This window comes from Streptomyces gottesmaniae, assembly GCF_031845845.1.
GTDB lineage: Bacteria > Actinomycetota > Actinomycetes > Streptomycetales > Streptomycetaceae > Streptomyces > Streptomyces akebiae.
This window is the reverse complement of sequence record NZ_JAVRFJ010000004.1, coordinates 133,844-156,589: the sequence shown is the minus strand read 5'-3', so window position 1 is coordinate 156,589 and position 22,746 is coordinate 133,844. Positions and strand designations below refer to the sequence as shown.

At 69.7% G+C, this 22,746-nt stretch carries 21 protein-coding genes and 2 pseudogenes; 13 read left to right on the top strand and 10 right to left on the bottom strand.

All coding sequences use genetic code 11. The annotated features are described in order from the left end of the window. Nucleotides 1-219: 219 nt before the first annotated feature. Together RM704_RS06605 and RM704_RS06600 are read left to right on the top strand one after the other, a co-directional pair. Nucleotides 220-630, top strand: a complete 411-nt coding sequence (locus RM704_RS06605; protein WP_033532140.1) for a hypothetical protein — start codon at nt 220-222, stop codon at nt 628-630. A gap of 519 nt (nt 631-1,149) precedes the next feature. Continuing rightward, nucleotides 1,150-1,419, top strand: a complete 270-nt coding sequence (locus RM704_RS06600; RefSeq protein ID WP_311590255.1) for a hypothetical protein — start codon at nt 1,150-1,152, stop codon at nt 1,417-1,419. 169 nt (nt 1,420-1,588) lie between these two features. Here the strand turns inward: RM704_RS06600 and RM704_RS06595 are convergent, their stop codons facing one another. The 3 genes from RM704_RS06595 to RM704_RS06585 all read right to left on the bottom strand — a co-directional run bounded on the left by RM704_RS06595 (nt 1,589) and on the right by RM704_RS06585 (nt 3,062). After that, nucleotides 1,589-1,870: a hypothetical protein gene (locus tag RM704_RS06595; RefSeq protein ID WP_033532142.1), complete on the bottom strand. Its 282-nt coding sequence runs from the start codon at nt 1,868-1,870 to the stop codon at nt 1,589-1,591. A 62-nt stretch (nt 1,871-1,932) separates the two neighbouring features. Then, entirely contained in the window at nt 1,933-2,217 is a 285-nt protein-coding gene (locus tag RM704_RS45495) for a hypothetical protein (protein WP_157856818.1), read from the bottom strand. A 236-nt stretch (nt 2,218-2,453) separates the two neighbouring features. Then, a complete protein-coding gene (locus RM704_RS06585; RefSeq protein ID WP_033532143.1) occupies nt 2,454-3,062 on the bottom strand; it encodes a TetR/AcrR family transcriptional regulator in 609 nt (202 codons plus the stop codon). A 316-nt stretch (nt 3,063-3,378) separates the two neighbouring features. Here RM704_RS06585 and RM704_RS06580 point away from each other — a divergent pair, with 316 nt between their 5' ends. Continuing rightward, nucleotides 3,379-4,230 (top strand): alpha/beta fold hydrolase, encoded by an 852-nt coding sequence (locus RM704_RS06580; RefSeq protein WP_033532285.1) that lies wholly within the window; start codon nt 3,379-3,381, stop codon nt 4,228-4,230. 645 nt (nt 4,231-4,875) lie between these two features. On the opposite strand, the gene RM704_RS06575 is transcribed toward RM704_RS06580, so the two are convergent. Continuing rightward, nucleotides 4,876-5,079: a hypothetical protein gene (locus RM704_RS06575; RefSeq protein ID WP_052146543.1), complete on the bottom strand. Its 204-nt coding sequence runs from the start codon at nt 5,077-5,079 to the stop codon at nt 4,876-4,878. A 601-nt stretch (nt 5,080-5,680) separates the two neighbouring features. Here RM704_RS06575 and RM704_RS06570 point away from each other — a divergent pair. Continuing rightward, the gene (locus tag RM704_RS06570) at nt 5,681-6,547 is read left to right on the top strand and encodes an alpha/beta fold hydrolase (protein ID WP_052146572.1); all 867 of its coding nucleotides are present in this window, start codon (nt 5,681-5,683) and stop codon (nt 6,545-6,547) included. A gap of 743 nt (nt 6,548-7,290) precedes the next feature. Beyond that, nucleotides 7,291-7,543: pseudogene (locus RM704_RS06565) on the top strand (helix-turn-helix domain-containing protein); the annotation flags it as partial. Between the two features lie 304 nt (nt 7,544-7,847). Here the strand turns inward: RM704_RS06565 and RM704_RS06560 are convergent. Next, nucleotides 7,848-8,915 carry an alkene reductase gene (locus RM704_RS06560; protein WP_033532146.1) on the bottom strand — a complete coding sequence of 356 codons (1,068 nt, stop codon included), beginning with the start codon at nt 8,913-8,915 and terminating at the stop codon, nt 7,848-7,850. A gap of 194 nt (nt 8,916-9,109) precedes the next feature. Next, nucleotides 9,110-9,949 (bottom strand): alpha/beta fold hydrolase, encoded by an 840-nt coding sequence (locus tag RM704_RS06555; RefSeq protein ID WP_033532147.1) that lies wholly within the window; start codon nt 9,947-9,949, stop codon nt 9,110-9,112. 68 nt (nt 9,950-10,017) lie between these two features. On the opposite strand from RM704_RS06555, the gene RM704_RS06550 reads away from it, so the two are divergent. Then, nucleotides 10,018-10,689 (top strand): TetR/AcrR family transcriptional regulator, encoded by a 672-nt coding sequence (locus RM704_RS06550; protein ID WP_311590026.1) that lies wholly within the window; start codon nt 10,018-10,020, stop codon nt 10,687-10,689. Between the two features lie 349 nt (nt 10,690-11,038). Here RM704_RS06550 and RM704_RS06545 read toward each other — a convergent pair whose 3' ends face one another. Together RM704_RS06545 and RM704_RS06540 are read right to left on the bottom strand one after the other, a co-directional pair. Continuing rightward, entirely contained in the window at nt 11,039-11,869 is an 831-nt protein-coding gene (locus tag RM704_RS06545) for an enoyl-CoA hydratase/isomerase family protein (protein ID WP_033532148.1), read from the bottom strand. A 604-nt stretch (nt 11,870-12,473) separates the two neighbouring features. Further along, nucleotides 12,474-13,172: an SDR family oxidoreductase gene (locus RM704_RS06540; RefSeq protein WP_033532149.1), complete on the bottom strand. Its 699-nt coding sequence runs from the start codon at nt 13,170-13,172 to the stop codon at nt 12,474-12,476. Between the two features lie 305 nt (nt 13,173-13,477). Between RM704_RS06540 and RM704_RS06535 the strand changes: the two genes are divergently transcribed. Then, nucleotides 13,478-14,263 carry a DUF4253 domain-containing protein gene (locus RM704_RS06535; protein ID WP_311590012.1) on the top strand — a complete coding sequence of 262 codons (786 nt, stop codon included), beginning with the start codon at nt 13,478-13,480 and terminating at the stop codon, nt 14,261-14,263. Beyond that, a pseudogene (locus tag RM704_RS06530) lies at nt 14,214-15,005 on the top strand (IS5 family transposase); the annotation flags it as partial. The gene RM704_RS06535 and the pseudogene RM704_RS06530, both read left to right, overlap by 50 nt. A gap of 47 nt (nt 15,006-15,052) precedes the next feature. Here RM704_RS06530 and RM704_RS06525 read toward each other — a convergent pair. Both RM704_RS06525 and RM704_RS06520 read right to left on the bottom strand, forming a co-directional pair. Beyond that, a complete protein-coding gene (locus RM704_RS06525) occupies nt 15,053-16,342 on the bottom strand; it encodes an MFS transporter (protein WP_311590009.1) in 1,290 nt (429 codons plus the stop codon). A gap of 121 nt (nt 16,343-16,463) precedes the next feature. Further along, entirely contained in the window at nt 16,464-17,408 is a 945-nt protein-coding gene (locus RM704_RS06520) for a LysR family transcriptional regulator (protein WP_033532150.1), read from the bottom strand. A 148-nt stretch (nt 17,409-17,556) separates the two neighbouring features. Here RM704_RS06520 and RM704_RS06515 point away from each other — a divergent pair, with 148 nt between their 5' ends. The 5 genes from RM704_RS06515 to RM704_RS06495 all read left to right on the top strand — a co-directional run bounded on the left by RM704_RS06515 (nt 17,557) and on the right by RM704_RS06495 (nt 22,739). Then, nucleotides 17,557-18,519, top strand: a complete 963-nt coding sequence (locus RM704_RS06515) for a fumarylacetoacetate hydrolase family protein (protein WP_192829867.1) — start codon at nt 17,557-17,559, stop codon at nt 18,517-18,519. Continuing rightward, nucleotides 18,516-19,493, top strand: a complete 978-nt coding sequence (locus RM704_RS06510; protein ID WP_033532152.1) for a cyclase family protein — start codon at nt 18,516-18,518, stop codon at nt 19,491-19,493. The genes RM704_RS06515 and RM704_RS06510 overlap by 4 nt, the downstream gene beginning before the upstream one ends. A gap of 104 nt (nt 19,494-19,597) precedes the next feature. Beyond that, a complete protein-coding gene (locus RM704_RS06505; RefSeq protein WP_033532153.1) occupies nt 19,598-20,746 on the top strand; it encodes an FAD-dependent oxidoreductase in 1,149 nt (382 codons plus the stop codon). Next, the gene (locus RM704_RS06500) at nt 20,743-21,777 is read left to right on the top strand and encodes an amidohydrolase family protein (protein ID WP_078937522.1); all 1,035 of its coding nucleotides are present in this window, start codon (nt 20,743-20,745) and stop codon (nt 21,775-21,777) included. The genes RM704_RS06505 and RM704_RS06500 overlap by 4 nt, the downstream gene beginning before the upstream one ends. Before the next feature lie 11 nt (nt 21,778-21,788). Further along, nucleotides 21,789-22,739, top strand: a complete 951-nt coding sequence (locus tag RM704_RS06495) for a VOC family protein (RefSeq protein WP_033532154.1) — start codon at nt 21,789-21,791, stop codon at nt 22,737-22,739. Nucleotides 22,740-22,746 lie beyond the last annotated feature (7 nt).

Here is a 22,746-nt window from a genome sequence, read left to right as displayed (position 1 = left end):
GCAAAGCTCTGGCAGACGGCCATCACAACGCGGTAGTCCATGGGCTGGACAGCCAGGACCTCTACGAGTTCCTGCTCGTGCTCGGTCTACTGCTGAACCTGTGGCTACTTCACGCTCTAGCAGGGGCCGTCGGCTGCTGATTGGCTCTTCCGGCGGACGACGGGCGTTCCACCCGGCCGTTCGGGCACCGCCCAAGTTCGTCCGAGGAGAGGAAGAGCCATGCGCAAGCTCTTGACGGTGATGGTGGTGGCCTTGATGGCGGCCATCGGTTTCGCCGCACCGGCGCAAGCCGCCACCGTGTCCAAGCCCTACAGCTTTGCCTTCGGCGCCAGCACCGCCACCGGAACGGTCAGCTTCACCGACGGGTACACCGCCAGCGTGTCCGGCGTCGTCCACGCCGCGAGCGGCACCCGCACGGTCTGCGCCGTTGGGCTCAACGGCGACGCGGAGTCGGACCAAGCCCCCTGCAGCCCGCCCGCGTACGCGAACGGGCCGAACCAGCCCTGGGGCGGATCAATGCGGATTCCGCTCCCGGGCGGCGTCGTACAGGTCGGCATCCTGATGTACGACGAGAACATGGAACCGCTGGACGGCGTGATCTGTTCCCGCGGTGGCTGTTCGCACCTGTAGATGTCCCGAGCCGGGCACTCCGACGCCGGTCAGCCCTCCCCGGTGACCAGCTGCGGAGTCGCGCAGCACGGGCCTGGTGCGTTCCGTTTGGGGAGCGGTCACGGTGACCGTTCCCCAAACGCTTGCGCAAAGCACCCATTCCGGACTCGCGGCCCTTGATCTGCTGAGCTCAGGTTCAGAACAGGCACTCCGACTCAGGCGAGGGTGTCGGGTCGCCGCATGCTCACACCGGCCGACGGCGCCAAACCGCCACCCAACGCGAACAGAACCCGCCAACAGCGCTGAACAGTTTCCGGCGACCTGCGGGAACATCGGACCACGCCCGCCAACAATCGTGAGCGGTCACAGGCGCCTGAGTTGCCCCTTGTCCCGTTCCGCTACCTGCGACATTCCGCCCATTCCAGTGGGGAGAAATCTCCGTCCCGGCACGCTGCGCGACGGCCGAAGAAAAGCCGCTGCCGCCCGGGCCTGCCGCTGGGAGACTGCGGCTACTGCTACGAGTTCTCCACGGTGGCGGTCATGCACTGCCTGATCGCGGTGGAGATCGTGCTGCGCGACCGGATCCCGGACGCGGGCAGGAAGCCGCTGCACCAGCTCATCAAGCAGGGCGCCGCCAGCGGGAGCCTGACGGCACGGCAGGCGGAGTACCTCGACCATGGCCGGCAGATCCGCAACGGCATGGCGCGCGGCCAGTCGACGCACGCGGTGATCCCGCCGGTGATGGCGATCCCGATGGTGACGACCTCGTCCAGACGCTCACCTTGCGCGTCGATCACCACGCAGTGGTGATGTTCTTTGCCGATGTCCACGCCGGCCCAGATCTCAGGCATGGTCACCTCCGCCAGCTCGTCGTCCCACTGCAGTCCCGCAGACGACCTCGCCGACGTTGTCCTACACAGCGATCGAGTCGCGTATCCCAATTAGCGGTCGAGTCGTCGCGGGGCTCCAGACGGTCAAGTCATTTGAGCCATCGGACGGCTACAAGCTGACAGCCATATCGAAAACCCCTGGGTCCGACGATCTTACGAATGGCCGTCTCAGGCCCACGCTTGGAAGGTAGGACAAGCTCAGGGTGGCTTGCCGCGTCGATGTACGACTTGGTGACGTCGGTGCTGAAGTCGCGGCTGCTGTCGGGGCTGAGGGTCTGGGCCTGAAGGTGGTCGTGCAGCACGCTGTAATGCCCCACATCGGAAGGCTTCTCCAGATAGTGGTCGCTGGTGAACCGCTCCAGATGCACCACCGGCGCCGTCGCGGAGCTGTCCGAGACGGGCCCGTGCTCTGCGGCTGTGTGCTACGGCCTGTTCAGCGCGGGCGAGGTGACTGCGAGCGCCGAGCTGAACGCGGCGGGCGCTCGACCTCTTCGACGGTGCGGGCGAGCAGTGGGGCACCGCCGCAGCGCTCTGTCTGCGTGCCACGCTCGCTCTTGTCCGTGGCGACCTCGCCGCGCTCGCCGAGATCAAAGACGAGTACGACGAGGCGGCCTGCCTGCGGCGCGAAGGGCTGCGGCCGGCGCGTGAACTGGGCCTGGAGGCTGAGGTGTCGGCGCGGCTGTCCGGCCTCGGCTGGCTCGAACTGCTCGCCCGCCACTGGGAGCAGGCACGCAGCCTGCACGAGCAGGCACGCCGCATCGCCGCCGAACAGGGTTACAAGTACGGCGACTCGGCGCGCGCCGCTCCGGCGACCTGGCGAGAAGCCCCCGGCTCCAGCCGGGGGAGGAGGGCGTCCGTACGGGTGTGGCGCACGGAAGCCGACGGGTCGAGGACGGGGGTTGGCGCGGCGTGGGCGGTGCGGCGCGCGCTCCGCAGTGTCTGTGTGTACGCCAGTCAGTGCGCCCTCCTGGTGTCCCCTTCGTGTTCGATGCCCAGGAGCGCGAGGGCGTTGTGGATGCCCTGATCGAGGACTTGGTCGGCGAGCTGTGGGTCGGCGAGGGCCCGTGAGAGCTGGAGCGTGCCGGCCATCATGGCGTAGGAGCTGAGTGCCATGGGGCGGACCGAGAGCGGGTCGCCCGGCGCCAGGCGGGCGGCGATGCCGTCGGCGATCACCAGTACGCCCTCGGTGTAAGCCTGCTTGGTCGGGTGTGTGCACCGCCCTATCTCGTCGAGCAGGGCGGCGGAGGGGCAGCCGACGTCACGGCTGTCACGGTGCCAGGGAGACAGGTACCAGCGCACGATCTGTTCGAGGCCGGCGCGGCCCGGTTGCGCGTGCGCGACGATGGTCGCGTTCTGGGCCTGCAACTGGTCGGCGATCGTGGTGGCCACCAGGTCGTCCTTGGACGTGAAGTGGGTGTAGAAGGCGCCGTTGGTCAGCCCGGCGTCCTTCATGAGCGCCGCGATGCCCGAGCCGTCGATGCCGTCCTCCTTGAAGCGGCGGCCCGCTGTCTCGATGATCCTCTGCCTGGTCGCCTGCTTGTGCTCTTTCCTGTAGCGCACCACACACTCCTCTACGCGCCGGGAGGGCTACTCGCCCTCCAGCGGCTCCTCCAATGTATTGTATTGTGAACGTAATTCAATAGCTCCGAATTCCGGCGCTCTTGCGAGGTGATCGGAGCGAGCTGGAAGCCGTCTGGGTCGCCCGAGGGGGCGAGAAGGTGATCGAGCGATCCGAGCGGATCGTCAGCCTGGTCCACAACTCCGGCTCGCCTCGTCGCGCGCCGGCCAAGGGCAGTGGCCCCACAGGCCCGGCATGTCTTGCGTGCTGCGTGAGCTGACCCGCGAGAACGGACGGGTACCCGCCAACAAGAAGGGCGTCATGAGTACGTATCTGGCAGACACGGCCGAGAACCTCACCGTGGAGGGGCCCTCCGCGACCTTCACCTACCGGCGCATGGGTCCGCAGGGCGGTGTCCCGCTCGTCCTGTTGCAGCGTTTCCGCGCGACCATCGACTGGTGGGACCCGGAGTTCCTGGACCACCTGGCCGCCGACCACGACGTGATCGTCTTCGACAACGTCGGCGTCGGCTACACCTCCGGCGAGCCGCGCGACTCCATCGACGGATTCGCCGAGGGCGCCGCCGAGTTCATCGAGGCCCTCGGTCTCACGCAGGCCGACGTGCTCGGCTGGTCACTGGGCGGCTTCGTGGCGCAGCGCCTGGCCGCGCGTCGCCCGGAGCTGGTGCGCAAAATCGTCGTGGCGGGCAGCGGCCCGAACGGCTGGGTGCCCGGTGCGCCGGAGGCGAGCGAGAAGGTCCTGGGCATCATGGCCAAGCCCGACGCCGACCAGGACGACATGCTGTACCTGTTCTACCCGGAGACGGAAGCGGCCCGCGCCTCAGGGCACGAGCACTTCGCCCACGTCGCGCCCCGGCTCGCCGCTGGTGGTTCCGCGGTCACCGAGGCGACGGCGCAGGGCATGCTCGCCGCGATCGGCCAGCTCCTGGCGGCCCCCTTCGACGAGGTACGGGCCGAACTGGAGTCCATCAAGCACCCCGTCCTGTACGCCAACGGTCTGCACGACGTGATGGTCCCCGCCCACGCGTCCTACGTCGCCGTCCAGCACCTGGCCGACGCCACCCTCCTCCTCTACGGCGACGCGGGCCACGCCTTCCTCTTCCAGCACGCCAAGGCCTTCACCAAGCAGGTGACCGACTTCCTCGCCGCCTGAGCACGCCTACCGCGCCGCCGATCCCGAACCCCGGGCGACTGCCGGTCAGCCATCGTGCAAGCGCCGCATCACAGCCGTGAGGCGGCGCTTGCGCGACTGCCGCCCGTCATCACCATCGGGGCTGGGCAGTCGGTGCGTACCGGCGACGTGACAATTCTGGGTTGTCGGCTCCGAGCAGTGCACCGTCGTGTAGCTGAGGCCGTCGCCGAAGGCGGACATGATGCCCCCGGACCTGGCCGCAGTGGACCGGCAGCTGTCCGGCAGGGCGGGGAACGTTGAGGGGCAGCCGCCCGCTCGGCTCGATGCGCTCGAGCACGAGCTCGGCGACCGCCCGACCGCCCTGCATCCCCGGGTTGAGGCCTGGTCGATGGCGTCCGCGCAGAGTTCCGAGGCGGGCAGCGTCGAAAGCTTGGCCTCGGTAGACGAGATGAGGGGCCGGTCGAGCTTCTGAGGTCGCCGAGGAGCGCGATCTGACTCCCGACGAGATCCAGCGTCGCCGTGGAGCGGCCTTTCCGGTCGGACCGACGGTGTCGCCGACTACGTCAGCCTGGGACGGCCGACGTAGTCGGCCTGGGACGCGACCGCCATTGCCTCAGCCAGTTCGGCCTCGCCGACCTCGACGGGCAGGGCCGACCGGATCGGGGATCAGCCGGCCGATCTGCGCACAGCGACGGTGTCGCGCAGGAGTATGAGTGAACCCCACGACAGTTCGAGGACGGGGCGGACGTCGATGACGACGGCGCTCAGCGCGTCACCGGCCGGGATGCCTTTGGGGCGGCCCGTGAGCTCAACGCAGCGGAACCCGTGGAAGGCCATGGCCGGTTCGAAGGCGTCTTCGCAGCCGCTCATGTCAGAACTGAGGAGCAGGCGCCGTAAGCGTCGCGCCGGGTCCGCCGCGGGTGCAAGTCGGCGATGCGCTGTGCCGGCGACGCGGGGTCGGGGTTGAGGCGGCCGTTGTCGTAGTCCACGGTGCGGACTCCGGCCCGGCCCTCGTCCTGGAATCCGGGCGCAGCCAGGGGTCGTCCTCACGCCTGGCATCGATGCCACGACCGCGGAACAGGTCGTCGGCTGTCATCGGTTCGGGGCCGGACGTCCGCGACTCGCCGGTCACGACCAGAGTCTCGCAGCCGTCGGCGCAGGTGAGCCGCTCCTGCCCTGGTGGTGCGCTGTGCTGTGCGCCGTGAAGCCCGGCGGAACCCGTGATTCCACAGCTGTGCATCTCGTTCGGCTCCACCACTTGCACCCTGATGAAAGTATGGTCATACTTCAATGGTTGACGGGTTGTTCAGAGGCCTGATCCAGGTGGTTCTCCATGAGCCTCCTCTGACCGTCGAGTCCGGACTGCAGTCGCGGCCGGGAGACACAGGAGCGCCGCCCGCTCTACGCCCATCTGCGAGGAAGCGGAAATTGGCGCACAGTAGCGGTGACCCACACATCGAAGGGCACGACCGTGAACGCACGCGAAACACATGATGACGTGGTGACGTCGTACAAGAACGCGCAGACCCGCACCGTCACCGCCGACGGAGTGACCTTCGCCTACCGCGACCTCGGCCCCCGGACCGGCATGCCGGTCATCTTCATCACCCACCTCGCCGCGGTCCTGGACAACTGGGACCCCCGGGTCGTCGACGGCATTGCCGCCGAGCACCGGGTGATCACGTTCGACAACAGGGGTGTGGGCGCGTCAACCGGCGTGACGCCGAAGACCATCGAGGAGATGGCCAAGGACGCCGTCACCTTCATTCGGGCACTGGGCTTCGAGCAGGTCGACGTCCTCAGCTTTTCGATGGGCGCCATGATCGCCCAGGTGATCGCCGAGACCGATCCGCAGCTCATCCGCAGGCTGATCCTCGCGGGCACCGGTCCGGCCGGCGGCGAGGGCATCAAGAACGTGACCCGGATCTCGCACTACGACACCCTCCGGGCACTGCTCACCCTTCAGGACGTGAAGCAGTTCCTCTTCTTCACCCGCACCCCGAACGGGATTCGGGCCGGCAAGGAGTTCCTCGCCCGGCTGAAGGAGCGCACGAAGGACCGGGACAAGGCGATCCGCCTCACCTCCTACTTCTCCCAGCTCAAGGCCATCCACCGCTGGGGGCTGGCAGAGCCGCAGGATCTCTCCCGCATCCAGCAGCCCGTACTCGTCGCCAACGGCGACAACGACAGGATGGTTCCGACGTCGAACTCGCACGACATGGCCCGGCGACTGCCCAACGCCGAACTGGTGATCTACCCCGACGGCGGCCACGGCGGCATCTTCCAGTACCACGAGCAGTTCGTGCCGACGGCTCTCGAGTTCTTCGGCCGGCCGTAGGGCCGCGGTGCGGTCTGCGTACGGGGCCGAAGACGCTGACTCAGAGCCGTGACGCCCGCCGGGCGTCACGGCTCTCGTCACGTGTTCGACGTAACTGACCTGCTCACCTCGCGGCCCTGCGGCGCCGAGGCGGTTGTCGTGCAGGATGGCGATGCGGAGACCGGCCGGCGTCCCGTTCGGGCACCAGGACCCAGGCCCAGGACCTGCACTGCCGCTACGGCGTATTTCGAACGGGCGCGGAGTCAGCCGCCGTACGAGCGGAGGACCCCCGCGCCGGCCGCTCCCGAGAGCGCAGTTGCCCCGGGGACCACCCGCTCACGCGGCACCGGCATCCCGGCCCGTGCCAGGTCATCCAGCCGGTGCTGACGTGCATCGCGCGATGGCGAGGGCGTTCTCGATTCCCTGCTCGAGGACCTCGTCGGAGAACTTTTGGTCGGAGAGCGCGCGGGACAGCGCCAGCGTTCCCACCGCCAGGGCGAAGAGCCCGACGGCCTGACCGCGGGCGGACCGCGGATCCTCGGGTGCCAGGCGGGCGGCGAACTCGTCCCCGACGGCTTTGGCGCCGTGGGTGTAGGCGGCCTTGGTTCCGTCACCGCAGCGGCCGATCTCGTCCAGCAGGGCGGCGTTCGGACAACCGTTGCCGGGGTTGTCCTGGTGCTCGGGCGAGGATACGAGCGGATGAGATCCTCGAGGCCATCGCGGCCGGGCCGCAGCGTGCCGAACTGCTCCACCTGCGCGCGCATGGGCATGAACCCGGACGCCGGCTGATCCAACAGAGGGTCGGCCGGGCCCGTCACCTCCTGGAGACCACCGACCTGCCGGTGGACGAGATCGCCGGCCAGGTCAGCTTCGCTGCCCACACCTCGCTACGACAGCATCTGCACGCCGCCGTCGGCGTCTCCCCGGTGGCGCTACCGACGCACTTTCCGTGGTCATGTCTCAGTGAGCGGATATAGCCCTGGTGTTCGCGCGACCGCCGCCAAGCGCTCCGCTTGAAGTGCCGTGTGATGCCGTGTGGTGCCGTCGTCCGGCTGCGGCGCCGTTGTGGCTGGTCGCGCCCACGGGGCGGAGCCGCGTATGTCACAACCCCGGCCGCGCCTTGAGGGCGTTGGCGAACGTAGTCGACGGGGCCGAGTGCACGTCCGGTGCGGTGAGTCCGGCTTCGGAGCCGCGGAGCGGGACCTCGTGGTCATCGACGGCACACCGCTCACGCCGCGAGCGGTGTTCACCGCTGCCTGGCTGCGCCGTGCGTACGCCGAAGCGCCCGAGGAAGACGACTTCCTCGGGCACTGGCGCTCGGTCAGGCGGCGTAGGTGGGGTAGTCGGTGTAGCCGGCCGCGCCGCCGCCGTAGAAGGTGGCGGGGTCCGGGGTGTTCAGGGGCGCTCCGGCTCGTATCCGCTCGACCAGGTCGGGGTTGGCGAGCGCCATCGAGCCCACAGTGACGACGTCGGCGATGCCGTTCTCGATGTCCTTGGCGCGGGTGGCGATGTCGGTGCCGGCGCGGTTGAGGATCAGCGTGTTGGGCCACAGCTGGCGCAGCGTTCCCAGGAGTTCCTCGTCGCCGCCGTGGGCGAGGTGCAGGTAGGCGAGGTCGAGGGGCGCGAGTGCCCGCACAAGGTGCGGGTAGAGCTCGTGAGGGTCGTCCTCCGCGAGGTCGCCGAGCCGGAACGGGTTGCCGGGGGAGAGCCGGATGCCGGTGCGGTCGGCTCCGATCTCGTCGGCCACGGCGGTGGCGACCTCCACCGCGAAGCGGATGCGGTTGTCGAGGGAGCCGCCGTACTGGTCGGTGCGCTGATTGGTGCTGGGGAAGAGGAACTGGTTGACCAGGTAGCCGTTGGCGCCGTGGATCTCGACGCCGTCGGCGCCGGCCGCGACGGCGGCCGCGGCGGCGCGCCGGAAGTCGTCGACCGTCGCGGCGACTTCCTCGGTGGACAGTGCGCGCGGCTCCGGCATCTCCTGCATCCCGGAGCCGGTGAACGTCTGGCCCGCCGGCCTGATCGCGGAGGGGGCCACCGGCTGCCGGTGATGGGTGGTGTTGTCCGGGTGGGAGATACGCCCGACGTGCATGAGCTGGATGACGATGCGTCCGTCCGCCTTGTGTACGGCGTCGGTGACCTTGCGCCAGCCGGCGATGTGCTCGTCGGTGTAGATGCCCGGGGTCACCGGGTAACCCTGGCCGTCGGCGGAGGGCTGGGTGCCCTCCGTGATGATCAGGGCGTGCGAGGCGCGCTGGGCGTAGTACTCGGCGTTCAGCTCGGTCGGCACGCCGTCCGGGGCGGCCCTGCTGCGGGTCAGGGGGGACATCGCCAGACGGTGCGGCAGGGAGATCTTTCCGGCGACGGTCGGGGTCCACAGGCTGTCGAGCATGCGTGGTTCCTCAGATTGTTGGTGGCGGACATCCGGCAGACCCGCGTTCCGGGCTGTGAATCCGATGAGGCATCCGCCATGAGCATGGATAAATTAAATTGCGTCCGTAATGTTTTGCTGGGTGGCGGGCGGCGCAAGATGGCCGGGACGGCAGTCGGCCGAGGGCGTGCCGTTCGCCTTGTGCGCGCCGCTATCTACTCGTCGAGGAACTGAAGGGCGTGCTTCAGGAACCGCTCGGGGTACTGGAACTGTGCTCCGTGCCCGGCGTCGGGGTAGATCAGCAGTTGGGCGTTGGGGATGTTCTGGGCGAGGTGCCAGGAGTTGATCGAGGCGATCATCACGTCGTTCTCGCCGTTGAGGACCAGCGTCGGCTGGGTGATCGCGTTCAGGTAGGCGTAAGGGTTTTCGCCCGGCAGCGGCTCCGCATAGGCCATGGACGCTTCGAACTGCGCCTGCCCGACTGCGGGCGAGCTCGGCGGGTCCTGGTCGGCCCGCTGGTGACGCCGCTCCCAGAAGGTCCGGCCCGCTTCGACGGCGGCCTCGGAGCGGCCGAAGAACAGGAAGAGGAAGTCCTCCAGGCCGGGGACCGGATTCAGCGCCACCTCGGGCACCTTGGGGTCCATCGTCGGGTCCCCGCCCCGGAGACCGGTGCCGAGCAGGAGGAGCTTGCGCACCAACTCGGGGTGGCGCAGCGCGACCTCCTGTGCCTGGAAACCGCCGAGCGAGAAGCCGAGCAGATCGACCTGCTCCAGCCCCAGCGCCCGGATGACCGCGGCGATGTCGTCGGCCATGTCCTCGACCCGGTTGCGCGGCGTACCGGATGACGAGGCAACGCCGCGCCCGTTGAACAGGATGACCTCGCGGCCTTCGGCCAGGCCGTCGGTGAGCAGGGGGTCCCAGTTGTCCATACCCCCGCGGAAGTGCTGGACGAGGAAGATCGGGACGCCGGAGGGCTTGCCCCAGCGGCGGTAGGCGAAGCGGTCGCCGTCGACCTCGATGTACTGGGTGGATGCGGTCACATGCGTGTCACTCATGGTCTGCGGCTTTCTGGAGGGGATGAGCAATACAATGACGGTCGTAATATAAAAAGTCAAGCTCTTAGATGTCGATCGGCATCTATGCATGCTCGACCGTCGAGCGTCGACCGTGGAAGGGGCGGCTGGACATGCGAGTGACCAAGGCGCAGGCGGAGCAGCACCGTGCGCATGTCGTCGCGACAGCGGTCAGGCTGTTCCGCGAGCGCGGCTATGACGGTGGCGGCGTGGCGGAACTGATGACAGACGCCGGGTTCACCCATGGCGGGTTCTGCAAGCACTTCCGCTCCAAGGCCGACCTGATGGCCGAATCGTCCGCGAGCGGGCTCTCGCGGACCGCGGCACGGACAGAAGGCCTGGGCCCCGCCGAGTTCGTCGAGAGCTACGTCTTCCGGGAGCATCGCGACGGGCGAGGCGACGGCTGCACCATCGCGGCCCTCAGCGGCGACGCCGCACGTCAGCCGGCAAACATCAAAACGGAGTTCGCGGCCGGGATCGAGAACCTGCTGACGGCCCTTCAGGCCCCAAGCGATACGCCGGGGGATGCGGACCAACGCGAGGCCCGCACCATGGCGATCGACATGCTTACGCATTCGGTCGGCGCGGTCATGCTGTCGCGGGCATGCCCGGACGGTTCTCCGCTGGCGCACGAAATCCTCGATGTCTGCCGCAAGGGAATCCTCGCCTCACTGGCACACGGCAGCAACGACCAGTCGGCGGCACGCAGCCCGGAAGCCTGACCGCAGCCGACCGACCACCCGAGGGTCAGACACTGACGAGCCTGCGATTGTGAGCCGTTGGTTCGGCTGTTCGTGCCGTCGACGAAGTCACGGCACCGGACGGGAGAGCGGTCGACTAGCACGTGACGACCGGTGCGCGGTGGGGCATGTCCGTCGCGTTTTCCGTGTTCGGACGCTGGCGGGTGCGGCGGGGCCCTCCGGCCGGGAGCCGGCGGCCGGGCCGCCGTGGAAGCGCGCCCGGCCGCCATGGGGACCCTGGTGGGCCGGGGACGGATCCCGCCCGGGGTGTCGCGGCGCCTACGGGCGCCCTGTGGGGCGCGACGGTCGGTCGTAGGCGCGGCACAGGCGATCAGAGGGCTTCGTTGACCCGGCCGATGTACTCGCCCAGCTGGTACTCGACGTCGAGGCCCTTTTCGGCGGCCAGTGCGCCGAGCCCGACCGCACGCGCGGCGAATCCCGGCTGCGTCAGGGTGCCCGCGAACTCGCCGAAGGCGGCGACCAGGTGGGCGTCCGGCGGCAGGGTCGCCCGGTTGACCTGCGACTTCGCGGTCGCCAGTGCCTGCCGGTCGAAGGAGGCGAGACGGGCGACGGTCGCGTCGACGAAGGCGTCGAGCTCCGCGTCGGGCAGGGCCCGGGTGACCCATCCCCAGCGCTCAGCGGTGCCGGCGTCGTAGTCGGCACTGCCGAGGATGGCCTCGAGCGCCCGGTCGCGGCCGATCGAACGGGGCAGTCGCTCGGCTCCCCCTCCGCCGGGGACAAGGCCGATGCCGACCTCGGGCTGGCCGAAGAACGCCTTCTCGCGGCTGGCGTAGCGCAGGTCGCAGGCGAGGGCAAGCTCGTTGCCGGCGCCCCGGGCGCGGCCCCGGATGGCCGCGATGCTGACGAACGGAGCCTTGCTCAGCCGCAGGACCATGTCGGTCCACAACGGGTTGTCGTCCTCGTGCTCGGGCACGGGAAGGTCGGCGGCCGCGGCGGCGTCGAAGTGGTTGATGAAGAAGTCGGGAAGTTCGCTGGCGAAGACGACGACCTGGATGTCCGGGTCGTTCTCCAGCTCCGAGACGATCTTGTGCAACGTCACGATCGACTCGGGAACCACCAGGTTCACGGGAGGATTCGAGAATGTGATCCTCGCGGTGCGCGGAGTCGTCCGCTCAAGGCGGATCGTGCTGGGCTGGCTCATGGTGTGGTTTCCGTTTCGTGTTTCGTAGGGGGCTTGGGCTTGGGCTTGCCTGGCCGTGATCGCGTTCGGCGACCACGGAGCTGTTGCGCCGGGTGGGGTGCGGGTGTCGTCGGCTTGTCACTCGGGCTGCGTCGGCTGAGTCGGTCCCGCCTGCACCTGTGCGGCATGGCGTGGGCTCCGTTGTTCGGGCTGATGGCGAGCCACCGCTCGGTCCCACCATTTACATTACGATCATAATGCAATGGGTCGGGAACTGCTCAACAGGCAAGACCCGACCGCGGGGCGAGCCAGCGGTCGGCCGTTTCCCATGGATGGCCGACCGGCGAACCGCAGCCGTCGAGACCGTCCGGCGGCGTACGAGCGTGGGGAAGGGCAGGCGGGCGGAGGAGATCCTCGCTTTCGGGCGAGGCCGCCGCCGAGGTCTTTGCGGATGGGGAGGGTGGGGGTGACGATCAGGTTGTCGAGCGCGGTGATGACTCCGGCCATGCTGGTGATGGCCGAGGCCCCGATGGCGCTGCCTCCCGAACCGGTTGCTTGTGATCCTGCGTCAGGATGTTCCCTCGGCGGACGTGTCTGGCGGTTGGCAGGCGGTGGCGGGTGCTGCTCAGGGGAGTTGCGGGTAGAGCACCGAGACGCCCCCGGACAGTGCTGCCTGTGCCTGGCGGGCCGCGTTGTCGGCGAGGATCTCGTAGGCGCCGGCGGCGATGCCGTCCACGGCGATGCGCGCGATGTCGGCCGGGTCGGACTTGGCCGCGTCGACGGCCCGGACCATGTCGGTGTCCATGTAGCCCACGTGCAGACCGGCCACGCGGATGCCCTGGTCGGCCAGTTGCACGCGCAGGGTGTTGGTAAGTGACCACTCCGCGGACTTGGCGGCGCAGTAGGCGCCGAACTCCGGGAAGCTGACCCAGGACAGGCCGGACAGGACGTTCAGCATGGCCCCGCCGCCGTTGGCCGCGATCTGGGGCGCGAAGGCGCGGGCCACCGTCAGGGTGCCGAGGTAGTGGGTGTTCATCTCCAGGCGGATGTCGTCCAGGTCGGCGGTGAGCAGGTCGGCGCCGGTGGAGGAGCCCGCGTTGTTGACCAGGATGGTCACATCGCCGGTGGCCGCGGCGGCGGCCGCGACGGAGGCGGGGTCGGTGATGTCGAGTGCGATCGGCTTGGCGCCGGGCAGGTCGACCTGGTCGGGATTGCGGGCGCCGGCATAGACGGCAGCGCCGCGGCTGAGCAGTTCGGCGGCGAGGGCCCGGCCGAAGCCCCGGTTCGCTCCGGTGACAAGGGCGGTGCTGGCGGAGAGGTCCATGAAGGTTCCCGGTGAAGTGGAGAGGAGATGACCAGAGCACGGATGGCGTGGCCCGATGCGACCCAGCCCATTAAATTACGATCGTAAGAATAAGCAGGCTGAGTCGGTGATCGCAACCGATCCGCCTGGTGAATGACGCTGAGCCGGGCCCCTTGCCGGAGTACTGTCAAGGAGTTGATCGATGCGGGCAAGGCCAAGCACTTCGGCCTGGGGTTCTAGGGCGATTCGGTTGGATCACTGTTGGCGGGAAGTCTTTGTGTCCTGCTGGGAGCTTCGATGTCAGCGCCACGGTCTACGGTGCGGCCATGTCGTTTGTCCTGCCCGATGGTCTGCCTCCCGGCCGGTTCCTGTCTTCCGGTCCCACACGTGTGTGGGTCTCTGACGAATTTCCTCAAGACGTCGATCAGCTGTGGCCTCGCCTGCTGAGCGAGCAGAAGGCCCGTGGTTCGGTTCCGCTCCTGTGCTGGCCCGATGCCCTGGGAAGGCCGCTCGGCCTGGACCACGTCGATGCCGTCTGCCTGGAGGAGGTGCTGGCCACGGACTTCGCCGAGTACCGGCGCAGGAGGCTGCCCTTCTGGATGGACCCGACACCGGCCCCAGCGCCTGAGGGAGTCGAACCATGGCCACACGACCCCGGGCCGCCCTTCGTGCAGTGGCCGGGCCTGGCACCGCAGATGCCGGCTGCGTCCGCAGATCCGAAGCCCGAGGACGCGGCGGCAAGCCTGCTGTCTTGGTTCCTCGAGACGGGGCAGTTCGGGCTGGACGGGTGCCGTCTCGTGCTTGTCCCTGCCCATCGCAGCAGCGATGCTCTGGCGTCGATCGGCTGGTCCGCGGAGGCGCCGCTGCCTCTGCTGTGTGCACTCCTGCGGAGCTGGGAAGATCGCTTCGGCGCCCGGGTCGTGGCGGTGTTCGGCAGCGAGCTGCACGTATCGGTCGCGAGGCCGCCCGTCGAAGCAGAGCACGCGAACCTGCTCGCTTTGGAACACGTGCTCTCGACCGCGAACAACATCGTCGACGACCCGCCCACGCCGTTCCCCGAGTATGCGATGGACCTCATGGGACGGACTTCCTGGTCGTTCTGGTGGGACTAGGCACGACGGCCGCGCTGCCTGCGTCGTTGGTTCGGGGGTGCCGTTGACTGATGCCCAGTGGGCGAGGATCGAGCCGTTGCTCCCGGACCGGACACCGAAACGCGGGGGCCGGTGGAGAGACCATCGCGAAGTGATCGACGCGATCGCCTGGAAGTCCCAGACCGGCTCGCAGTGGGTCCACTTGCCGGCGAAGTACGGCAACTGGCGAGGCGTCTACAACCGGCTACGGATGTGGGCCATCGACGGCACGGGGAGCGGGTCTTCACTGCACTTGTCGCGCAGGCCGATGCCGAAGAAGGCCTCTACTGGGCCGTCTCGGTCGACTCCACCATCGTGCGCGCTCACCAGCACGCGGCGGGGCCCGCAAAAAGGGGCCCCTGTTGGCGAGCCGGACGACCGTGCCATCGGTCGGTCCCGCGGCGGACTGGCCACGAAGATCCATCTCGCGTCCGATGCCCGCTGTCGACCTCTGGCCTTCTATCTCGCGGCCGGACAAGCCGGCGACGCGCCCGCCTTCCCGCACGTGATGGCCCGCCTGCGAGTTCCACGTCGACGAGGGCGGCCCCGCACCAGGCCAGACCTGGTCCTCGCTGACAAGGCGTACTCGTCACGCGCGATCCGCGACCACCTCCGCAAGCGCGGGATCCGCGCGGTGATCCCGATCCCGGCCGATCAACGCGGTCACCGGCTTCGTCGCGGAAGTCGCGGCGGCAGGCCCCCGGCATTCGACCGAGAGGCATACATACGGACAGCGCCGCCCTCGACTCGCCCGTCGCGGGCGGCCTCCTCCTACTGGGGCAACGGTGCGACGGCCGCGGCCTTGCGCCGGGCGGTCAGCAAGAGGCCTGCCGCAACGACGGCCGAGGCCAGGCCGAGCAGGCCGACGGCGGCGGCCAGGGTGCCGAGGGCGGACTTGGCTGCGATCAGAACCAGGGGGCAGATGAACTGGCCGATGAAGAAGGACGCGGTCCACAGGCCGGTGCCACGGCCGCGGTCTGCGAAGTCCAGCTTGGACATGGCGATGGTGAGCAGGGAAGGCAGCAGGAGACCGGTGCCGAGGCAGTTGAGTACGGCGCCGACGATCAGCAGCGGCGCGCTGTCCGCGAGCCACATCACCGCGAACCCGGCCGCGCACAGGGCGAAGACGAGTGGCAGCCGGGGCCCCGGGGCCCCGCGCAGCTTGGCGAAGGTGATCGCGCCGGCCACGGTGGCGGCGCTGGCGATGGCCGTGGCCAGCCCGATCACGCTGGTCGCCGTCACGCCGAGGTCGTCCAGCAGGTAGGACATCTCCACGGGGACGGTGTAGAAGACGAGGGCCCCGAACACGGTGAGTCCGCAGATCCCGGCCAGCTGCCGGAAGGGGAACGAGCGCTTCGGGGTGACCGTGGTGTCCGTGCTCTCGCCGTCCTCGGCGGCGGCACCGGTGGCCGCGGTCGGCTTCGGCAGCCCGATGGCCATGAGCGGGGCGATGAGCAGGCTGACGGCGTAGATCCAGAACGGGGTCCGCCAGCCGGCCGACCCCGCGGCACCGCCGATGACGAAGAAGGCGGTCGCGGAGGCGGAGGCGCACATGGTCTGGAGGGCGAGGTAGCGGTCCCGTACCCGACCGCTGTAGTAGTCGCCGATCAGCGTGGTGCAGCAGGTCATGATGGCGGCCTCGGCGATACCGACCAGGGCGCGGCTGGCCACGATGGCGCCCAGCGACTCCAGCCACAGCGGTGCGGTGCCGAAGATCGCGTACAGCACGGTCGCGACGATCAGCAGGCGCTTGCGGCCGAGCCGGTCGACGATGACGCCCGCGAAGGGCGCCAGCAGGCCCAGCGCCAGGGCCGGGACGGTGAGGGCCATCGGGACCAGGGCGCCCGCGCCGGGCACGTCGGCGAAGTGGTCCTGCATCTTGGGCAGCACGGGGGCGATCAGGACGGCCCCGAGGATCGGCAGACAGCTACCGGCCATGAGGAGAGCGACGCGCAGCCGGTGCGCGGCACCGGACGTCGGAAGGACCGCGCCGGGCGGCAGCACGGGTTCCGCGTGAGCGGGCGCGGACGACGGCGATGGCGATGGCACGGAAGCGGGCATGCGGGAACTCCATGTGGCGAGGGGAGGGGAGGGGCGGGCACGCCACCGGGGAACAGACACCCCGAGAAGAGGAGCGTGCGGAGGAACTGCGGTCGACTATGGGTGAGGGACCCAGCCCTGCCTAGCCTCTGTCCGATCGATCTGTCGGATCCCGATCATCCTTGCCGTGGATGGTCTGCGCGACCCGAGCCGCCGTCTCCCGCAGCCAGATGTGCGCCGCGTCGTGCGTGTGGACCGGGTGCCACCACAGGGCTTCCCGCAGGGGCACGGCGTCGTAGGGCGGTTCCACGACCCGTACGGGGACGAGTCCGTCGAGCCGGTCGGCGAGACGCCCCTGGATGAGGGCCACCCTGCGCGTCCCGGCCACCAGGAGCGGCATCAGCTGGAAGCTGTCGACGGAGACCTCGACGCGCGGCTCGATGCCGAGCATGCCGATCTGGCGGGCGGCGGGTGCGTCGTACGTGCGCTGGTACGTCACCCACGGCAGCCGGGCCAGGTCGTCGAGGGTGAGGTGCTCGCCGACCTCGGGATTGTCCTCGGCGACGAGGTAGACCCAGCGGTCCCGGTAGAGCTCCACGGTGGGAAAGTCGCTGATGATGCCGTGCGGCAGCAGCAGACCGTCGGCGGTGCTGAGCAGCGCGGTGGTGTCCTCCGTGATGTCCGCCGGGGCCTGCTTGAACCGGAGCCGGATGCCTGGTGCCTCGGCGTGCACCGTACGGGCGAGTTCGGCGCCGAAGACGGCCACCGCGTAGTCGGAGGAGATCAGCGTGAACTCGTGCTCCTCGTGGGCGGGGTCGAACTCGGCCTGGCTGGTGAAGACACGTTCGAGCAGGTCGCAGGCGGTGGCGGTGCGGTCGAGGAGGGCCAGGCCGAGGGCGGTCAGTTCGTAGCGTCCACCGACCCGGGAGAGCAGGTCGTCGTCGAAGTGACGGCGCAGCCGAGCCAGGGCGGCGCTCATCGCGGGTTGGCTGAGGCCGATGCGTCGGCCGGCTCTGGTGACGTTGCGCTCCTCCAGGAGGGCGCGCAGGGCGACGACGAGGTTGAGGTCAAGGCTGGCGAGGTTCACGAGATGCCCCCGTGCGGTGTGGAAGACGGAGCCCGGGTATTCGCCACCTGGATGTGGATCATCCGAGGAATCGATTTCCCCGATCGCAATTTACGCGCCAGATTGGTGACATCGCAATCGGGAGGACATCTCCGTGAAATCCGCAGCCATGTCGGCGCCCCTCTTCACCGGCCCCTTCGCCCTCGGCACCTTCTCCGCCCCGGGCCGGACCCCGTCCGCAGGACTGGTGCTCCCGGACGGCAGAGTGCTGGACCTGCGTACGACCGCCCTCGCGCTCCTGGAGCGCTGGGACGAGGAGCTGCCGCGCCTGCACGGCCTCGCGGGCGATCCGGCCGGTGACTGGCTGTCGCTCGACGACCTGAACGTGCACGCGCCCGTCGAGCCCCGGCAGATCTTCCAGTCCGGCGCCAACTACCGGCAGCACGTGATCGACCTGGAGGTCGCGCACCGCGCCCCCGACGACCCGCGCACCGTCGAGGAGGCCCGCGCGGAGATCGCGGCGATCATGGACCGACGGGCCGCCGAGGACCTCCCGTACGTCTTCATCGGCCTGCCGACGACGATCACCGGCCCGTACGACGACGTCGTACTGCCCGCCTGGGCCAGGAAGCCCGACTGGGAACTGGAGCTGGCCGCGGTGATCTCCCGCCCCACCCACCGGGTCACGGTGGAGGAGGCGTTGGAACACGTCGCGGGCTACACCATCGCCAACGACCTCACCGACCGGTCCACCGTCTTCCGCCGGGACATGCCCGCCATCGGCACCGACTGGCTGCGCTGCAAGAACGCGCCCGGCTTCACCCCGCTCGGCCCCTGGATCGTCCCGGCCGGGTCCATCGCCGACCCGTCCGACCTGCGGGTCACCCTGAAGCTCAACGGCGAGACCATGCAGGACGAGTCCACCAAGGACATGATCTTCGGCGTGGCGCGGATGGTCTCGTACATTTCCCAGACCGCCCAACTCCTGCCCGGCGACCTGGTGTTGACCGGCAGCCCGGCCGGGAACGGCATGCACTGGGGTCGGCTGCTGCGCGACGGCGACGTGATGGACGGCTCTGTCACGGGCCTCGGTGCCCAGCGCACCCGCTGTGTCGCGGAGGAGGCACCGTGAGCGACCGCACGACTGTGCCTGATGCGAAGGACGCCGAGGGCGCGATCGCCGAGGCCGCCAAGGCGTACTCCAACTGGGGTCGTTGGGGCGAGGACGACGTCCTCGGCACGCTCAACTTCCTGGACGCCGAAAAGCGCCGCGAGGGCGCGGCCCTCGTCCGCGACGGCGTCAGCTTCTCGCTCTCCCAGCGCTTCGACATGGACGGCCCGCAGAAGGGCTGGCGGCGGCGTACGAATCCGGTGCACACCATGCTCGACACCGGCACCGACGCCGCCCTGGGCAACCAGGGCTTCCCGCACGGCATCGGCGGCGCCGACGACGTGATCGCCATGCCGTTGCAGTGCTCCACCCAATGGGACGGCCTCGGCCACATCTTCGACCATGGCAAGGCATGGAACGGGCGGGCCGCCGAGAAGGTCGTCACCTCCGACGGCGACCTCGTCACCGGCATCGAGCACATGGCGCCGCACGTCGCGGGACGCGGCGTTCTCCTTGACGCGGGCCTGGTCGTCGGCGAGGACGGCGAACTGCCCGACGGCTTCGCCATCACCGAGGAGCACCTGGTCGCCACCGCCGAGGCGCACGGCGTCACCGTCGGCCGCGGTGACCTCGTCCTCGTCCGCACCGGACGGCTGGCCCGCGCCAGGCGCGAGGGCTGGGGCGAGTACGCGGGCGGCGCTTCGCCCGGCCTGAGCTTCACCACCGCCGGCTGGCTGCACCGCAGCGAGATCGCCGGGATCGCCACCGACACCTGGGGCTTCGAGGTCCGGCCCAACGAGTTCGACCACGCCTTCCAGCCGCTGCACCAGGTCGCCATCCCCAACATGGGCCTGCTCATCGGCGAGATGTGGGACCTCGACGCCCTCGCCGACCACTGTGCGGCCGACGGGCGCTACGAGTTCTGGCTCACCGCCGCTCCGCTGCCCATCACCGGAGCCGTCGGCTCCCCCGTGAACCCGATCGCCGTCAAGTAACGCCCCGGACCGTCCGAGTGGGCCGCCCCGACAGCCACACCCGTCCGGCCCGCACCACCACCCCTGCCGCTCGAAGCCGCGCGGCCCCACCGCAGGGAGACCTCATGACCGACCCCCGCCCCCGCACCGTCCTCGTCATCGGCGGCGGCGCCTCCGGCAACGCCGTGACCGTGCTGCTGCGGCGAGCGGGCATTGCCGTGGACCTGATCGAGGCCAAGCCCGACTGGAACGTCCTCGGCTCCGGCATCACCCTCCAGGGCAACGCGCTGCGCGTGCTGCGCGAGCTGGGTGTGTGGGACAAGGTCCAGGAGAGTGGCTACGCCTTCGACTCGGTGGGCCTGGCCGCGCCCGACGGCCACGTGTTCCACGTCCAGCAGGACATCCGCACCGGCGGGGAGGACCTGCCCGCGACCATCGGCATGCAGCGGCCCCGGCTCCAGGAGATCCTGTGCGAGGCGGTCCGGGCCAGTGGTGCCATGGTCCGCCTCGGTACCACCGCCGACGAGCTGGTCCAGGACGAGACGGGCGTCACCGCCCGCTTCAGCGACGGCAGCGAGGGCCGCTACGACCTCGTCATCGCGGCCGACGGTCTCAACTCCCTGACCCGCGCGATGATCGGCATCGGCGAGAAGCCCGAGCCGACCGGCATGGCCATCTGGCGCGTCGCGGCACCCCGCCCGGCGAGCGTGGAGCGCACGGACCTGGCCTTCGGCGGGCCCTGCTACATCGCCGGCTACTGCCCCACCAGCGAGAACACCATCTACGCCTATCTCGTCGAGGCCAACCGCGACCGCGCCTCCATCGACCCGGCCACGTACGCGGACGAGATGCGACGCCTGGCAGCCCCGTACGGCGGCGCCTGGCCCGAGATCGCCGCGAGCATCACCGACCCGGCCAAGGTCAACTACACCTGGTTCGACCGGCTGCTCGTCGAGGGGTCCTGGCACCGCGGCCGGGTCGTGCTGGTCGGCGACGCCGCCCACGCCTGCCCGCCCACCCTCGCGCAGGGCGCGGCCATGTCCCTGGAGGACGCCTCCGTGCTGGCCGAGCTGCTGAGTGCGGAGGAGTCCTGGAATTCCCTCGACTCCCTCGACGACCTGCTGACCCGCTACCACGAGCGCCGCATCGACCGTGTCCGCATGGTCGTCGAGGCCTCGGTGCAGCTCGGCCAGTGGCAGTTGGACGGCGTCCGTGACGCCGACGTGCCCGGCCTGATCGGCCGCACGATGTCCGCCCTGAAGGAGACCCCGTGACGACCCCGGACACCCTGGCCACCCCGAACATCCCGGCCACCCCCACCATCGACGTCCACGCGCACGTCCTGCTTCCGCAGGTCGAGGAGGCCGTCGCCGGACACCCCGGGCTGGCCGCCGCCCGCAGTCTCGACGCCCGCCGCAACGGCCCCGAGGCGCTCGCCGTCAGCGGCCCGATGGTCCGCGACCGCATCCCTCGGCTGACCGACGTCAAGGCCCGGCTCACCGCGATGGACGCCTCCGGCGTCGACGTCCAACTGGTCTCGCCCTCCCCGTCGCACTACCACTACTGGGCCGACGCGGACCTCGCCCGCACGGTGTGGGAGCTGGCCAACGCCGGAACCGCCGCCCACGTCGCCCAGGCCCCCGACCGGCTTCACGGACTGGGCCTCGTCCCGCTCCAGCACCCGGACCTCGCCGTCAAGGCCCTCGACCATGCCCTCGGCCTGGGCCTGCGCGGAGTGGAGATCTCCAGCCACGCGCCGGGGCGCGAGCTTTCAGACCCGGCGTACGACACGTTCTGGGCGCTCGCCGAGACGACCGGGGCGGTGCTCTTCCTGCACCCCTTCGGCTGCACACTCGACGAGCGCCTGGACCGCTGGTACCTGTCCAACACCGTCGGCCAGCCCACCGAGAACGCCGTCGCGCTCTCCCACCTCATCTTCTCCGGCGTGCTGGACCGCCACCCCGGCCTGAAGGTGATCGCCGCGCACGGCGGCGGCTACCTGCCCACCCACATCGGCCGCTCCGACCACGCCTGGCGGACCAGACCGGACACGCGGGGCTGCGCGTCCGAGCCGAGCAGCTACCTCAAGCGGCTGTACTTCGACTCGCTCGTCCACGACCCGCACGTCCTGCGCGAACTGATCCGGGTGGCCGGCCCCGACCGGGTCCTGCTCGGCTCGGACTTCCCCTTCGACATGGGCACCGAGGACCCGGTCGGCGCGCTGCGCGCCGCCACGGATCTGCCCGACCCCCACTTCCACGCCGTACGCGGCGGCAACGCGGCAGCGCTGCTGCGCCTCTCCTGAGGAGCCCCGACATGACCAACGAACAGCCCAACCGCCTGCTCACCCACCTGCGGCACGTCGACCTCGCCGTGCCCGACTATGACAAGCAGCTCGACTTCTACGCCGGAGTCTGGGGCCTGACCAAGGTCGCCGAGGACTCGGGCATCTCCTTCCTGGCCGCAGAAGGCAGCCCCGAGCAGTACGTCGTACGGCTCCGCAAGGCCGACGAGAAGCGGCTCGACCTCGTGTCCTACGGCGCCGCGTCGGCCGCCGACGTGGACACGCTCGCCGAGCAACTCCTCGCGGCCGACGTGCAGTTGATCTCGCAGCCGGGAAAGATCGACACCCCCGGCGGGGGCTACGGCTTCCGCTTCTTCGACGGCGACGGCCGCACCATCGAGGTCTCGGCGGAAGTCGAGGCCCGGCGGCACCGGCGTATCGAGGAGAAGGAGGCCATCCCGGTCCGCCTCTCGCACGTCGTCCTCAACTCGCCCGACCTGGACGACACCCGCGCCTGGTACGAGCGCCACCTCGGCTTCCGGCTGTCCGACACGCTCAGCTCCCCGCACATGGGCGAGGTCATGCACTTCATGCGGATCAGCAACCAGCACCACTCGATGGCCCTCGCCAAGGGCCCGCACACCTCCCTGCACCACGTCTCGTTCGAGATGCGCGGCCTGGACGAGTACATGCGCGGCTCGGGGCGCGTGATGCGCTCCGGCGCCCGCAAGGTCTGGGGGCCGGGCCGCCACATGGCGGGCGACAACACCTTCACGTACTTCCTCGACCCGCATGGCAACACTGTCGAGTACACAACGGAGTTGGAGGAGCTCGACGAGGACACCTGGCATCCGCACGTCTACGACTTCTCCCGGCCCGAGGTCACCGACCAGTGGGGCACGGCGAACCCGATGAACGAGCTGGTCGCCAAGGAGTCCTTCAACGACGTCGACCGCGGTGTCTTCGTCGCCCCGCCGGTCTGATCCCCCT